Origin of the sequence: Rahnella variigena (genome assembly GCF_003610915.1) — a bacterium.
In the GTDB taxonomy this organism is placed as follows: Bacteria; Pseudomonadota; Gammaproteobacteria; order Enterobacterales; family Enterobacteriaceae; genus Rahnella; species Rahnella variigena.
On sequence record NZ_NSDJ01000001.1, the window covers coordinates 3,886,241 to 3,900,440 of the forward strand.

At 54.1% G+C, this 14,200-nt stretch carries 12 protein-coding genes; 6 read left to right on the forward strand and 6 right to left on the reverse strand.

What is annotated here, in order from left to right; all coding sequences use genetic code 11:
- Positions 1 to 94 precede the first annotated feature (94 nt).
- A complete protein-coding gene (locus CKQ54_RS17875) occupies positions 95 to 1,078 on the forward strand; it encodes a LacI family DNA-binding transcriptional regulator (RefSeq protein ID WP_112287833.1) in 984 nt (327 codons plus the stop codon).
- A 333-nt stretch (positions 1,079 to 1,411) separates the two neighbouring features.
- Complete coding sequence (locus CKQ54_RS17880) at positions 1,412 to 2,764, forward strand: MFS transporter (RefSeq protein ID WP_037036162.1); 1,353 nt, start codon at positions 1,412 to 1,414, stop codon at positions 2,762 to 2,764.
- A 166-nt stretch (positions 2,765 to 2,930) separates the two neighbouring features.
- On the opposite strand, the gene CKQ54_RS17885 is transcribed toward CKQ54_RS17880, so the two are convergent.
- Together CKQ54_RS17885 and rsuA are read right to left on the reverse strand one after the other, a co-directional pair.
- The gene (locus tag CKQ54_RS17885; RefSeq protein ID WP_120162037.1) at positions 2,931 to 4,130 is read right to left on the reverse strand and encodes a Bcr/CflA family multidrug efflux MFS transporter; all 1,200 of its coding nucleotides are present in this window, start codon (positions 4,128 to 4,130) and stop codon (positions 2,931 to 2,933) included.
- 27 nt (positions 4,131 to 4,157) lie between these two features.
- The gene (gene rsuA / locus CKQ54_RS17890; protein ID WP_112290097.1) at positions 4,158 to 4,865 is read right to left on the reverse strand and encodes a 16S rRNA pseudouridine(516) synthase RsuA; all 708 of its coding nucleotides are present in this window, start codon (positions 4,863 to 4,865) and stop codon (positions 4,158 to 4,160) included.
- 319 nt (positions 4,866 to 5,184) lie between these two features.
- On the opposite strand from rsuA, the gene radD reads away from it, so the two are divergent.
- Both radD and rplY read left to right on the forward strand, forming a co-directional pair.
- On the forward strand, positions 5,185 to 6,948 hold the full coding sequence (radD, locus tag CKQ54_RS17895) for a DNA repair helicase RadD (RefSeq protein ID WP_112290100.1): 1,764 nt from the start codon (positions 5,185 to 5,187) through the stop codon (positions 6,946 to 6,948).
- A 150-nt stretch (positions 6,949 to 7,098) separates the two neighbouring features.
- On the forward strand, positions 7,099 to 7,389 hold the full coding sequence (gene rplY, locus CKQ54_RS17900; RefSeq protein ID WP_112290098.1) for a 50S ribosomal protein L25: 291 nt from the start codon (positions 7,099 to 7,101) through the stop codon (positions 7,387 to 7,389).
- A gap of 227 nt (positions 7,390 to 7,616) precedes the next feature.
- Here rplY and yejK read toward each other — a convergent pair whose 3' ends face one another.
- Positions 7,617 to 8,621 (reverse strand): nucleoid-associated protein YejK, encoded by a 1,005-nt coding sequence (yejK, locus tag CKQ54_RS17905; RefSeq protein ID WP_119822553.1) that lies wholly within the window; start codon positions 8,619 to 8,621, stop codon positions 7,617 to 7,619.
- A 322-nt stretch (positions 8,622 to 8,943) separates the two neighbouring features.
- Here yejK and CKQ54_RS17910 point away from each other — a divergent pair, with 322 nt between their 5' ends.
- Both CKQ54_RS17910 and yejM read left to right on the forward strand, forming a co-directional pair.
- A complete protein-coding gene (locus tag CKQ54_RS17910) occupies positions 8,944 to 9,171 on the forward strand; it encodes a YejL family protein (RefSeq protein WP_104921319.1) in 228 nt (75 codons plus the stop codon).
- A 24-nt stretch (positions 9,172 to 9,195) separates the two neighbouring features.
- Positions 9,196 to 10,977, forward strand: a complete 1,782-nt coding sequence (gene yejM / locus CKQ54_RS17915; protein ID WP_120162038.1) for an LPS biosynthesis-modulating metalloenzyme YejM — start codon at positions 9,196 to 9,198, stop codon at positions 10,975 to 10,977.
- 75 nt (positions 10,978 to 11,052) lie between these two features.
- Here yejM and CKQ54_RS17920 read toward each other — a convergent pair whose 3' ends face one another.
- From CKQ54_RS17920 to CKQ54_RS17930, 3 genes are read right to left on the reverse strand one after another with little or no spacing between them, the layout of a single operon-like run.
- On the reverse strand, positions 11,053 to 11,559 hold the full coding sequence (locus CKQ54_RS17920) for a protein disulfide oxidoreductase (RefSeq protein WP_120162039.1): 507 nt from the start codon (positions 11,557 to 11,559) through the stop codon (positions 11,053 to 11,055).
- Entirely contained in the window at positions 11,546 to 12,130 is a 585-nt protein-coding gene (locus CKQ54_RS17925) for a DsbA family protein (protein WP_120162040.1), read from the reverse strand. The genes CKQ54_RS17920 and CKQ54_RS17925 overlap by 14 nt, the downstream gene beginning before the upstream one ends.
- Positions 12,130 to 14,175 carry a protein-disulfide reductase DsbD family protein gene (locus CKQ54_RS17930; RefSeq protein ID WP_120162041.1) on the reverse strand — a complete coding sequence of 682 codons (2,046 nt, stop codon included), beginning with the start codon at positions 14,173 to 14,175 and terminating at the stop codon, positions 12,130 to 12,132. The genes CKQ54_RS17925 and CKQ54_RS17930 overlap by 1 nt, the downstream gene beginning before the upstream one ends.
- Positions 14,176 to 14,200 lie beyond the last annotated feature (25 nt).

Below are 14,200 nucleotides of genomic sequence, written 5' to 3' on the forward strand. Positions count from 1 at the left end.
TCCCGGTGTGATCCTCATCATTTTGATAACAATTTCCGGCGCTTTCTGTTTCAATAACAAGGTATCTTTGCAGGCCCAATCAGGAAAATCCCCCATGAGAAACCAGCGCGTGACACTACAGGACATCGCCCAACTGGCGGACGTCACAAAGATGACGGTCAGCCGTTTTCTGCGCACGCCGGAAAAGGTGTCTCCTGAAACCCGCGAACGTATTACAAAGGTGATGGAAGAAGTGGGATATCCGCTGGAAGAAGCCCGCGGACCGGCAAAAGCGCCGCGTATCGGCATCTTAGTGCCCTCGTTCAACAACCAGATTTTCTCCGATTTGCTGGCTGGCATTGAGTCGGTCACTTCCGCACAGGGCTTTCAGACGCTGGTGGTCAATTACGATTACAGCAAAGAACGCGAAGAAGAACATATCGTCAATCTGCTGGGTTATCAGCTGGCAGGGCTGATCCTGACTGATTCCGTTCACACGCTGAAAGCCGATAAGTACCTGAATGCTGCCGAAATCCCGGTCGCACAGGTGATGGATCTCGATGACACGCACGGGCGCATCGCGGTCGGTTTTGATAATCAGCAGGCCGGTTACGATATGGCGAATACGCTCCTCGCCAGCGGTAAAGAGCATGTGGTGTATTTCGGTTCTATGTCAGATGCCCGTGACCAGAAACGTTATCAGGGTTACAGCCGCGCTATGACTGAACGGGGTCTGACGCCGGTACATATCACGCCTAATAAAGTTTCATCGGTTTCTATCGGTGCCGGAATGTTAGCCATGGCGCGTCAGTTATATCCGCAAACCAACGCGATTTTATGTACCAATGACGATATTGCCGTCGGCGTGTTACAAGAATGTATCAAATTAGGCATCCGCGTTCCGCAGGACATGGCGATTTCCGGCTTCCATGGATTGGATATCGGGCTGGCGACCACACCATTACTGGCCAGCGTGATCACGCCGCGCTTTGAGATGGGTAAAGTAGTGGCGGAAATTTTGCTTAAAAAAATCAGAAAGTTGCCAACAATCGAACGCGTGGATCTGCACTACCGTATTTCCCTCGGCGGCACGATTTAATTCTTCTTTCAGCCTCCATTTCGCCCTTCCCTCCTGCACGCGAACTCCGGTGCAGGATCACGTATGTGGTAACACCTTTTCTTAACATAATTCAACGTGACGCCTGTCACGAAATACTTTCCTCAAAATGCTTTTATTAAGTCATCGCCGAAAGACGAAATAGTAATTAGTAAATTAAACGTCGCATTGAACATGCTCTAAATAATTCGGGTTGCGGGAAGGCGGCAAGGCCGTTAATCCCCGGGAGCTTAAACAAGTAAGTGACCGGGGTTGGCGGGCGCAGCCAACGCATCTGCAACCTGAAGTATGACGAGCATCACCGAGGATCACAGAATGGATAATAAGATTCCTAAGGCTCGCTGGCTTCGTGTCATTACACCAATACTTATTGCCTGCATTATTTCCTTCATGGACAGGGTTAATATTAGTTTCGCCATGCCAGGCGGAATGGATGCCGAATTAGGTATTACCGCATCAATGGCCGGTCTGGCCGCCGGTATATTCTTTATCGGCTATTTATTTTTGCAGGTTCCCGGTGGCAGCCTGGCGGTTCACGGCAGCGGACGTAAGTTCATTGCCTGCTCGCTGATTGCCTGGGCGGTGATCTCCATCCTGACCGGCTTTATCACCAATCAGTATCAGCTGCTGTTCCTGCGCTTTGCACTGGGTGTGGCTGAAGGCGGGATGTTGCCGGTGGTGCTGACGATGGTCAGCAACTGGTTCCCGGATAAGGAACGCGGTCGCGCCAATGCTTACGTGCTGATGTTCGCGCCGCTCGGCGGGATGATCACCGCACCGCTGTCGGGTCTGATTCTGGATACGCTCGACTGGCGCTGGTTGTTCATCATCGAAGGGGCATTGTCTTTCGTGGTGATGATTTTCTGGTGGTTCACCATAAGCGACCGTCCGGAAGAAGCGAAATGGCTTTCAGAGCGTGAACGTGACTATCTGGTGACGGAACTGAACCGCGAACGCGAAGCCCTGAAAGCGCTGGCACCGGTGAATAACGCGCCGCTGAAAGAGGTGTTCCGCAACAAGTCTATCGTCAAACTGATCATCATAAACTTCTTCTATCAGACCGGGATTTACGGCTATACCTTATGGCTGCCGACCATTTTGAAAAACCTGACCGGCGGTGACATGAGTTCAGTCGGCATGCTGGCGATTATCCCTTACGTCGGCACCATGCTGGGGATCCTCGCGATGTCGGTGCTGTCGGATAAAACCGGTAAACGCCGTATGTTCATCGCCCTGCCGTTGTGTGGTTTTGCAGCCTGTCTGGCAGCGTCCGTGGCGTTCGGTCATAACATAATGGCGGCCTACGGATTCCTGGTGGGTGCCGGTTTCTTCCTGCAAGCCGCAACCAGCGCCTTCTGGACTATTCCGGGCAAAGTCACCACGCCGGAAGTCGCAGGCAGCGCACGCGGTGTGATTAACGGTCTGGGGAATCTTGGGGGTTTCTGCGGGCCATATCTGGTCGGCGTGCTGGTCAGCCTGTACGGTCAGAGCACCGCGATTTATGCGCTGGTAGCCTCATTGCTGATTGCCGCAGCGGTCACGACATTACTGCCTAAAGAGTGCGATATGGCGCTGGTGCCGGGCGCAAAAGCCAAAGCCATGGCCGACGAATATGCCCGTGCTAAAGCCGCGCGACGCGTTCAGGGAGTGAAAGCAGAAGTGATTTAATGATCCAGCACGAAGCAGAGAAAACGGTGCTGGTTTTGCTCCTCCCCCTGCGAAGGGGGAGGTTGGGAGGGGGTTTTAAGAGCTAACATCTTGTCAAAGCACACTTTGCCTTTTTGATTTTGACCTTAATACCCCACCCCAGCCCTCCCCTTCGCAGGGGAGGGAGTTATGCAGATACTGCTTTCACCGGACGGCTGGCGTAGAGATACAGCAGCGTCGCAGCCAGAATACAGAACGCCATTGAACCGACCATCGGCCAGGCGCTTTTTGCAGTAAACAGTGACAGGACCGAACCAATCGCCGCACCGGTGCCGAAGCGGATCGTCCCCGCCAGTGAAGCCGCAGTACCGGCCATATGCGGGAAGTCATCCATAATCACCGCCATGGCGTTTGACGTGACCATCGCAATCACACCGACATATCCCGCCACACCAATCACCATCGCCCAGAACGGCAATCCGAAGGTGCAGACAATCACCAGCCACATGCCCATCGTCAGCTGCACAAACAGACCGAAGCGGAACATCTTCACCGCGCCCGCACGGCGCACATTACGGCTGTTAATGAGAGTCAGGATCACCAGCGCCACGATGTTCAGCGCGAAGTAAAAACCGAAGTGCTGCGGCGAAACGCCATTCAGTTCGATATAGACAAACGGACCGGCGCTGAGGAAGGAGAACATACCGGCGAACGAGAAACCACTCGCCAGCATATAGCTCAGCACGCGTTTATGACGGAACAGTGAGGCAAAGTTACCGACGCTGGTACGCAGATGAAATTTCTGCCGTCGTTCTTTGGGCAGCGTCTCTTTGATATAGACGCCCACCAGCGTGGCGGCGATCAGCGCGGCAATTGCCATCGCCCAGAAAATTGCATGCCAGCTGAAAACCGCCATCAGCAGCCCCCCGAGCATCGGTGCCAGCAGCGGTGCGACGGTCATGACCAGCACCACAAAAGACATCATTCGCGAGAATTCGTCTTTGGTGAACATATCGCGCATCAGCGCATTGATAACGACGCTGGCGGCGGCGGCGGCAAGACCATGCAGGAAGCGCATCCAGACCAGCTGTTCGACCGATTGCGCCAGCGCACAGGCACCGGCAGCGACGGCAAAAACCAGCACGCCCCAGAAGATAACCGGCTTACGCCCGAGGCTGTCCGCCATCGGTCCGTAAAACAACTGCCCTATCGCAAAACCCAGCACATAGGCGCTGAGCGTCATTTGCACACTGCCCGCCGGAACACCATATTCCTGCGCGATGACGGGCATACTTGGCAGATACATATCGATGGCCAGAGGCATCAGCATCGATATCAATCCCAGGATGAAAATCAGTCCGATGTGGGATACCGGTTTTTCTTGCACTTTCAGCTGCTCCAGTTATAGGAAAAACTAGCGCGAGGGAACGCCAACGCTGGCAATTTCCTGCGCGGTTAAAGGCCGGTACTGACCCGGTTCTAAATCTTCATCCATCACGATTTCACCGATACGTTCACGATGCAGACCCACCACGCGGTTACCCACGGCGGCAAACATACGTTTCACCTGATGATAACGGCCTTCGCTGATGGTCAGGCGCACCAGGCAATCTTCGATTTTCTCGAGTTGCGCCGGTTTGGTCAGGGAATCTTCGTTATGCAGCTGAACACCCGCTTCAAACTGCGCAGCGGTATCGTCAGCCAGCGGATGTTCGAGATTAACCAGATAGGTTTTTTCGCAGTGATGACGCGGTGAGGTGATGCGGTGTGACCACTGGCCGTCGTCGGTCATCAGTACCAGACCGGTGGTGTCGATATCCAGACGCCCTGCCGCATGCAGCTTGTAGGCCACCGGTTCTTCGAGGAAATACAGCACGGTCGGATGATCGGGGTCATCGGTAGAACACACGTAGCCCTGCGGTTTGTTGAGCATGAAATAACGCGGGCCGGTGATTTGATCCAGTACGTTGCCGTCAAATTCGACACGCTGCTCAGGGCTGATTTTCATCGCACCCGTTTTAACGATTTCGCCGTCAACGGTGACACGTTTGTTGCGAAGCTCACGCAAAACCAGCGCGCGGCTTACACCTAATTGCTGAGATAGAAACTTGTCCAGACGCATTGAGTAGACTTGCCTTCATGGCGATCTGAGTGATCGCGTTACTGATAAAACACAAGACCCCGCCGTCGCTATAGGCAACTGACAGGGTTCAGGGTTGTTCGATTCGTAATAATTGCAACGAGTTATTATTACTTAGAGGAGGCAGACTGGCTGCCGCATTGAGACCAACAGTATAGCCGCGCAACCGGTCAGGAAGAAGGAAAATAAGCAGGCTAAACATTCACGCCGGGTGATTTTTTTGCTCATCGCTATAGGCCTGATTTCTTGGCATACTCCACTACTGTCTTTATTAACAGTAAAACTACAGGTGATTGTTGCCGTGACCGCTTTTACGCTTCGCCCCTATCAGCAGGATGCCGTGGATGCCACCCTGCGTCATTTCCGCCAGCATGACGAACCGGCAGTGATCGTGTTGCCGACCGGCGCGGGGAAAAGTCTGGTGATTGCCGAGCTGGCGAGAGTAGCGCGCGGCCGCGTTCTGGTGCTCGCCCACGTCAAAGAGCTGGTGGCGCAAAACCACAGTAAATACCTTTCTTACGGTCTGGAGGCGGATATTTTCGCCGCTGGCCTGAATCTCAAGCAAAGCAGCGGCAAAGTGGTATTTGGCAGCGTGCAGTCCGTCGCGCCTAATCTGGCAGAATTCAGCGGTGAGTTTTCCCTGCTGATTGTCGATGAATGCCACCGGATTTCCGACGATGACAACAGTCAGTATCAGCAGATCATCGGCCATCTTAAGGCACAAAATCCGCGTCTGCGCCTGCTCGGCCTGACCGCCACACCTTACCGTTTAGGCAAGGGCTGGATTTATCAGTATCACCATCAGGGCATTGTGCGTGGCGATGCCAACAGTCTGTTTCGCGACTGCATTTATGAACTGCCGCTGCGTTACATGATTAAAAACGGTTTTCTGGTGCCACCTGAGCGGCTCGATATGCCGGTGGTCAGCTACGATTTCAGCCGGTTGCAGGCCAACAGCAACGGGCTGTTCAGCGAAGCAGATCTGAATGATGAACTGCGTCAGCAAAAGCGTATCACGCCGCACATCATCAGCCAGATTATTGAATTCGCGCAGGATCGCAAAGGCGTGATGATTTTCGCCTCGACGGTGGAACACGCGGGTGAAATCTTCGGTCTGCTGCCCGAAGGCGAAGCGGCCCTGATCAGCGCACAAACGCACGCCGTCGAGCGCGACCGGCTGATCAATGCGTTTAAAGCGCAGCAGTTACGCTATCTGGTGAATGTATCGGTGCTGACTACCGGCTTCGATGCGCCGCATGTGGATCTGATCGCCATCCTGCGCCCGACCGAATCCGTCAGCCTGTATCAGCAGATTGTCGGACGCGGGCTGCGGCTGGCGCCGGGCAAAACCGACTGCCTTATCCTCGATTACGCCGGTAATCCGCACGACCTGTTTACGCCGGAAGTCGGCAGCCATAAGCCTGCGGGCGATAACAAACCGGTGCAGGTGTTCTGTCCCGCCTGCGGTTTTGCCAATATCTTCTGGGGGAAAACTACGGAAGACGGCACCATCATCGAGCATTTTGGCCGCCGTTGTCAGGGTGTGCTGGAGGATGACGAGGGCAATCGCGAACAATGCGATTTCCGTTTCCGCTTTAAAAGCTGCCCGCACTGCGGCGCGGAAAACGATATCGCCGCGCGACGCTGTCATCAGTGTCAGGAAATTCTGGTTGATCCCGACGATATGCTCAAAGCTGCGCTGCGCCTGAAAGACGCACTGGTGCTGCGCTGCGGCGGCATGAACCTGGAAAACGGTCGCGACGACAAAGGCGAATGGCTGAAGATCACCTATTACGATGAGGACGGCGCGGACGTTTCCGAACGTTTTCGCCTGACAACGCCCGCCCAGCGCATGGCGTTTTTGCATAATTTTCTGCGTCCGCATCAGCGTGCGCCGGGCGTGCCACTGGAATGGAATAGCGCTGCGGATATCGTCGCGCAGCAGGTTTTACTGCGTCATCCGGATTTTGTTGTGGCACGCATGAAAGGCCAGTTCTGGCAGGTACGCGAAAAAATGTTCGATTATGAAGGCCGGTACCGGCGTGCTAATGAGCTGCGCGGGTAAGAAAGCCGGCGATTTGTATTGCTGCCGCTACCCTGCTCCGGTATCATACCGCCCGCTTTCGCCTTGTGTGAAAGCCGCAGTACTCAACTCGTCACTCGGTCGCAGGTGGCGGGGCACATTTTAGAAGTAGTTCTAATCGAGAAACATACAATGATCACTATCAATGTAGAAGTACGTCCACAGGACGAGCAGGGCAAAGGTGCGAGCCGCCGCCTGCGTACAGCTAACAAATTCCCAGCTATCGTTTACGGTGGCTCAGCTGCTCCGGTTTCTATCAAACTGGACCATGATTCTGTTAAGAACATGGAAGTTAAAGCGGAGTTCTACTCTGAAGCTATTACTCTGGTTATCGACGGTAAAGAAACCAAAGTTAAAGTTCAGGCTGTACAGCGTCACCCGTTCAAGCCAAAACTGGCTCACATCGACTTCGTTCGCGTTTAATCGCTGACTGAGTTGCTGCGCATCGGGACGCCGTGCGAGAACAAATAAAAAACACCGCCCAGGCGGTGTTTTTTATTGGGCGCTATTCTGATTTGCTCCTCCCCCTGCGAAGGGGGAGGCTGGGTGGGGGTTTTAAGGGCTAAGACCCTTTTCTAAAGCACACTTCAACATCTTGATTTTGCTTTAATACCCCACCCCAACCCTCCCCTTCGCAGGGGAGGGAGCGATTATTTATTGCCCGCTTTACGCTGTAACTGATCCCGCAGATTCGGCGGTGTGCCTTTGATGGTCAGGGTATCGGTCGCCGGATCCCAGAAAATGCGTTCGCCCATCAGCATGGCATCGAAGTTGATGCTCAGCCCGCCGCCGCTGCCGGCGAATTTGGTCAGCTGACGCAAGGTGCTGCGATCCGCCGGGAAGGTTTCTTCCAGCTGATATCCCTGTTCCTGGGTAAATTCTTTGAATTTCTTATCATTCCACGGCGGCAGCTCTTCGGACAAATCATCCAGAGCGATTTCTTCGCCCGCCTGCAACTGCTCGTTACAGTAGGTATAAACCTGCTGACGGTAATTCTGACGCTCGTTCTTATCGAGCTGCGCTTCGGTACAGAAATCATCAACCGCCTGCAACAGACCACGGTTCTGTGCTTTGGTATCCAGACCTTCAGACGCGCCCAGAAAATCCATAAAGAAGTCAGAGACTTTGCGCCCTACCCGGCCTTTGAGGAAAGTCAGGTAACGGGTAGATTCCGGATTGGTTTCCCATTCGGTCAGGTCAATACGCGCTACGATATCGGCATGATTGATATCGAGGTAATGAATGCTGCTGACATCCAGTTGCTCGTTGACGCGCATACTGCTGCGGCTGTTAAGCACCGCCACCAGTAAATATTCCACCGCCAGGAAGCGGTAATGACAAAACAGCACCACGCCGCCTTCGGCAAACGGATACTTCGCCAGCTCATCACGCAGACGGCCGGTCGCAGCGCGGCTGAATGACAGAAAATCATCGTCCCCTTTGCGGCAACTGCGCAACGCCACAGCCAGTTCGCTGTCTTCATTGAACAGACCGTAAGCTTTGCTTTTGGCGCTGTAGACGCGGTGCAGCTCGGCCATCATTTCATCAACGGCCGCATTCGGCGTCAGAAGCGTATCGCGCAGCACAACATCCAGCGTTTGCTCGTCACGTTTGTTCAACTGGTGCAGAGCAATCTGCTCAATATCCAGACTCATGGGGACTTTCTCCTGTGTGAATTGCAGCCGTGTAAGAAGGGTTTGCCTGCGGGGCGTATTCAAACACCGAAGCTCTAAAGCCGCAACCGCTCATACCTTAGAAATGGGGATTTAATGAGATAAAAACCCCAAAATAATTCGTGTTTCAGGAAGGCGGCAAACGAAGAAATCCTGATGAGCTTACTCCGGTAAGTGATTCGGGTGACTGCGCGCAGCCAACGCATCTGTAACCCGAAGTATGAAGGGGTTATAAAAATGCGGAAAGTAGGTCTGTGATCGGCTAAGATATTGGACTTTGTCAGATCAAGAAGCACAATACTCTATGGCACAATCATCCCGTTACAGTGACGAACACGTTGAACAGATCCTTTCCGAGCTGGCGACTGTTCTCGAAAAGCACCGCGCCCCGACAGACCTTTCTTTGATGGTTCTGGGCAATATGGTGACTAACCTTATTAATACCAGCGTCGCTCCTGCACAACGCAAAGCCTTGTCCCAGTCTTTTGCTAAAGCGTTGCAAGCGTCGATAAGAGAAGATAAAGCCCATTAATTCACAAACTGCCCAATACCTCTCATGGTGACAAATCGTCAGCGCTATCGCGAAAAAGTATCCCAGATGATCAGCTGGGGGCACTGGTTCGCCCTGTTTAATATCCTGCTCATTCTCGGGCTCGGCAGCCGCTACCTGTTTGTTTCAGACTGGCCTTCTTCTTTGCAAGGGCGTATTTACGCGCTGGTTAGCTGGCTTGGGCATTTCAGCTTTATCGGATTCTCTGCTTATTTGCTGATTATCTTCCCGCTGACCTTTGTGGTGATGTCGCAACGGCTGCTGCGGTTCTTGTCTGCCATTCTGGCGACCGCCGGACTGACGCTGCTGCTGGTTGATACCGAGGTCTTTACCCGTTTCCATCTGCATATCAATCCGGTGGTGTGGGAACTGGTGGTTAACCCCGGACAAGGCGAAATGGCGCGAGACTGGCAGCTGATGTTTATTGCTGTGCCGGTCATTTTCCTGCTCGAAATGCTGTTTGGCACCTGGGCATGGCAGAAACTGCGCAGCCTGAACCGCCGTAATTTCGCCAAGCCGATTGTGGTGCTTTTCATTGCCAGTTTCTTTGCGTCGCATCTGATGTATATCTGGGCGGATGCCAATTTCTATCGTCCGATCACCATGCAGCGCGCGAATCTTCCGCTCTCTTATCCGATGACGGCACGTAAATTCCTTGAGAAACACGGCCTGCTGAATGCCGAGGAATACCAGAAACGGCTGATCGAACAAGGGAATCCTGAAGCGCTGGCAGTGGAATATCCGCTGAACTCCATCAGCTTTGCGAAAACCGGTTCGAAGTATAATTTGCTGATGATTGTGGTGGATGGTGTTCATACCGCCACGCTGGATAAAGATATGCCAGCGCTGAGTGATTTCGCCAATCATAACATCCGTTTTGACCAGCATTTCAGCTCCGGCAACCGTAATGATACCGGCCAGTTCGGCCTGTTCTACGGGATTTCTCCAAGCTATATGCAGGGCATTCTGGCGGCTCGCAAACCTTCTGCACTGGTGACGTCGCTGGAGCAACAGGGTTATGAATTTGGTCTGTTTGCCTCCGACGGCTTTAACAGCCCGTTGTACCGTCAGGCCTTGCTGACCGATTTCACCTTGCCGCCGCCGGTTAAACAGTCCGATGGGCAAACCGTGAGTCAGTGGCAGCAGTGGCTGAACGTGCGGGGTAATGGCCCGTGGTTCTCTTACGTCAATCTGAACGGCATCAGCGCGGCGTTACGTCAGGACAGTGAAAGTGTACCGACAGGTAACACTTTCATTCACCGCTATCAGGCCGGTGCTCTGAGCGTTGATGACCAGATCAAGTCCATCCTGCAATCGCTGAAAGACCGCGGTGAGCTGGATAAAACCGTTGTGGTGATCACGGCGTCTCACGGTATTGAATTCAACGAGAACGGCACCTGGGGTTCAGGCAATGCCATGAACCGCCGCCAGTTGCAGGTTCCGCTGATCATTCACTGGCCGGGCACACCTGCGCAAAGCATCAATAAACTGACTGACCATGCGGATGTGATGACGACGCTGATGCAGCGTCTGTTACACGTCACGACGTCACCGGCGGATTATTCTCAGGGTGAAGATTTGTTTGCTGCCAAGCGTCGCCATAACTGGGTAACCACCAGCGATGACGGAACGCTTATCATCACGACACCCGATCAGACGCTGGAACTGGAAAGCAACGGCGATTACCGCGCCTTTGATACCGACGGCAAACGGATTAAAGATCAGAAACCGGAGCTGGGTTTACTGCTTCAGGTGCTGACCGACGAGAAACGGTTCCTCGCGAACTGATTTCCCTGCCATAAATGTAATATGAAGAAAGGCCTTCACCACGGTGAAGGCCTTTTGTTTTCTGAAAGCAGCCAATCAGGCGCGGATTTTCGCCCACCACATCCGCGCTTTCATCCCCCGGTAAGAGGTCCAGCCCGTTGTCGTGGCGATAACCTGCCCTTTATCAATAATGACAAACGTCGGGGTGACGCCGATATCCCATTGCGCCGACAAATCGCCGCGTGAATCGTTAACCACCGGCATCTGAATGCCCTTTCCTTGCAGATAACGCGCCAGCGCCGCGTTGTCGCCCGAACGCAACGCCACGGTCAGGACGTTCTCTCCTTCTTCTGCCAGCCGGGAAACTGAAGGTGTGGTCATTTTACAGACGCCGCACCACGTTGCCCAAAAGTAGACCAGCAGCGGGCGCTGCTGGCTTTGCTCGTCGAGCGTCAGGGACTGATTGCTGAGGGTCTGCAACGGCTGACTGCCGAAACTGGCGGGAGCCTGCGGTGCACGCAGAAAATCCATTCCCAGCATCACCACCATAATCAGCACAACGAGAATTGCGCCTTCGCGCGCCCAGCGTTTAAGTCTGGTCATGTTTTGCCTTCGCCAGTTGTTCCTTCACGACTTTCTGCAAATCCTCATAAGAGATAGCGCCGGCGATCAGCTGATCGCCAATAATGGTCGCTGGCGTCCCCTGAATCCCCAACACTTCGGCAATTTCCACATTGGTTTTCAGTTCAAGATAGCTGGCTGGCGTCACGCGTATAGGTTCCAGCCCGGCATATTTCACGGCCTCAAGCGCGCTGGCCTCATCGTGTTGCCCTTTTTTAGACATCAGCCGCTGATGCACGAGCAGAAACTTTTCCGGATGTTGTTCCCACACGGTCATCGCCGCGCGACCGGCAATAATGGAGCTCGCACCGCGGAAAGGCAGCAGTTTAATCACCACTTTTATATCAGGATTTTCTTCCGCGACCTTTTCCAGCATCGGGTCAAACTGCTTACAATAAGGACAGTTGTAGTCAGTAAAAGACACAATCGTCAGCCGGGGATTTTTCGCGCCAAACCACGGTGAGGCCGGATTATTCAACAGGGTATCTTCCGGCGTCATCGCCAGAACAGCCGGTGAAATAACCATCATCATAATCAGTATTAACGTTTTCATTATCGGGCTCCACGGGCATCTTCCAGCCCCTGTAATACGGCATCACGGGTAAGCAACGGCGATAAAATTTCACCGGCAGGATTATGCGGACCATAAATTTGATTAAACGGCACGGCGACGCTGCCGCGTTTTTGCAGGAATTCATTGATCGGTTTTGACGGCAACGTCCAGTCACCGCGCAGTGCAACGACGTCGTTTTCCGTCAGGGCTTTCTGCACGTCTTCACTCATCAGTACGTTGTATTTGTTAGCTTTACAGGTCACACACCAGTCGGCGGTAACATCCACAAAGACCACTTTTTTAGCCGCCAGCGCACTCTGAATCGCCTCTTCGGACAGCGGTTGCCAGGCAATATCATCGCGCAGCTGTTTGCCGCCAGCGCCTGAAAACTGCGTGACAATCACCATCGCGGCGCCTGCCAGAAGTGCGCCCGCAACAGCAGTTAACGCACAATTGCGCAGGCCATAGCGTCGCAGGGATAAAGCAAACAGCATCACCAGCAATACGCCCGCCAGCACGGCGACAAACAGCGCAGAGAAATGGTTTTGCATCAGGCTCAGCAACCAGAGACAGGCCGACAGCATCAGCGCGCCGAGGAAAAGTCGCAGCCGTAACATCCAGTGACCGGGACGCGGCAGGCACATCGCCAGTCCCGGCCACAGCGCAATCATCAGCCACGGCAGACTCATGCCGATGCCCAGCATCAGGAACAGTCCCCACAGCACCGGCAGCGGTGCGGCCAGTGCAAACGCCACCGCGGTGCCGAGAAACGGTGCCGAACAGGGCGTCGCCAGCAGCGTGGCAAACGCACCTTCAGCGAAGTGTCCGCTGAGACCAGAACGCTCATGCGTCGCCAGACGTGTCGTCATCTTTGACGGCAGATTGATTTCAAATAATCCCAGCAGATTGGCGGTAAACACCGCCGTGACCAGCACCATCAGACCAATAAACCACGGATTCTGAAACTGAATGCCCCAGCCCAGCGTCTGATTTGTGTAACGGAGCAGCGTCATCAGCAAGGCCAGCGCCAGAAACGAGGTGATGATCCCGCCTGACGACGCCAGAAATTGCACGCGAATGCTTTTGCGGTTGCGCTGTTCCACCTGCAAAATACTGCCCAGTTTCATGCCCAGAACCGGCAGAACACAAGGCATAAGATTGAGGATGAAGCCCCCGGCCAGCGCCATCAGTGCCACCTGCCAGAGAGCGATACTGCCGGGCGCGTCGGCGGGTAGCGCGCTCACGTCCAGGCTAATCTGCTGCGCCAGACCGTTATCAGACAACACAATACTCAGCGTTTTTCCGCTGATATCCTGTGCTTTATCGCCCCACTCGTCCGTCACCGGCAGCGTGAAAAGCGCCCGTTGCCCGTCCACTCTCACCACCGGTTTGCCCAGTGAACTGCCTTCCAGCGTATCGGTAAAGACCTGCGGATTTTGCCAGCCTTGCTCGCGGTGAGCGGCAATGTGCAATACGCCCGCACGATAGCCCGCTGTCACATTGTCCGCCAGACCTTCAGGAATCGGTACCTTGCCCATCGCTGCGGCGAACTGGCGCGCAAAATCTGCGTTGCCTCCGGCAGAACTGAGATCCAGACTAAAAGGATAGTCGGTGAGAATGCACACGTTGCTGCACACCGGCAGCGTCAGCGTTCCGGCGATTATGGCAGGCGCGCTGCCGCTGAGGGTGACAGGTAGCGTGACGTCATCGTGATAGCCCTGAGTTGTCATGCCCGCCACATCAAACCGTGCAGGCGTCGGCCAGAACCATTTAACCTGTTGCGCAGTGACCGGCTTTTGCCACTCTACCGACGGCGCAATACCGCCCTCGCCCGGCGAACGCCAGTAGGTTTTCCAGCCCTTTTCGAGGCTGACAGAAAGCAGCAGACGGGTTTCCTGCTCAGAAGAATCGGCGGACTGTGCCTGCAGGCGTACTTTTGCATGTGTATTTTGCGGGCTTTGCAGCCAGCCGGTATCAGCAGCATATCCGGTATGCAGCCAGAGCATCAGCAGGCAGCCAGCGGCCGCCCTGAATAAACTTCGCATAGATTTTCTCCAAAAATAAAATGTC

Bases quoted from the DNA above. Each gene is read 5' to 3' on its own strand.
- CKQ54_RS17875 (WP_112287833.1), top strand. From the start codon at position 95: ATGAGAAACCAGCGCGTGACACTACAGGACATCGCCCAACTGGCGGAC.
- CKQ54_RS17880 (WP_037036162.1), top strand. From the start codon at position 1,412: ATGGATAATAAGATTCCTAAGGCTCGCTGGCTTCGTGTCATTACACCA.
- rsuA (WP_112290097.1), bottom strand. From the start codon at position 4,865: ATGCGTCTGGACAAGTTTCTATCTCAGCAATTAGGTGTAAGCCGCGCG.
- rplY (WP_112290098.1), top strand. From the start codon at position 7,099: ATGATCACTATCAATGTAGAAGTACGTCCACAGGACGAGCAGGGCAAA.
- yejK (WP_119822553.1), bottom strand. From the start codon at position 8,621: ATGAGTCTGGATATTGAGCAGATTGCTCTGCACCAGTTGAACAAACGT.
- CKQ54_RS17910 (WP_104921319.1), top strand. From the start codon at position 8,944: ATGGCACAATCATCCCGTTACAGTGACGAACACGTTGAACAGATCCTT.
- yejM (WP_120162038.1), top strand. From the start codon at position 9,196: ATGGTGACAAATCGTCAGCGCTATCGCGAAAAAGTATCCCAGATGATC.
- CKQ54_RS17920 (WP_120162039.1), bottom strand. From the start codon at position 11,559: ATGACCAGACTTAAACGCTGGGCGCGCGAAGGCGCAATTCTCGTTGTG.
- CKQ54_RS17925 (WP_120162040.1), bottom strand. From the start codon at position 12,130: ATGAAAACGTTAATACTGATTATGATGATGGTTATTTCACCGGCTGTT.
- CKQ54_RS17930 (WP_120162041.1), bottom strand. From the start codon at position 14,175: ATGCGAAGTTTATTCAGGGCGGCCGCTGGCTGCCTGCTGATGCTCTGG.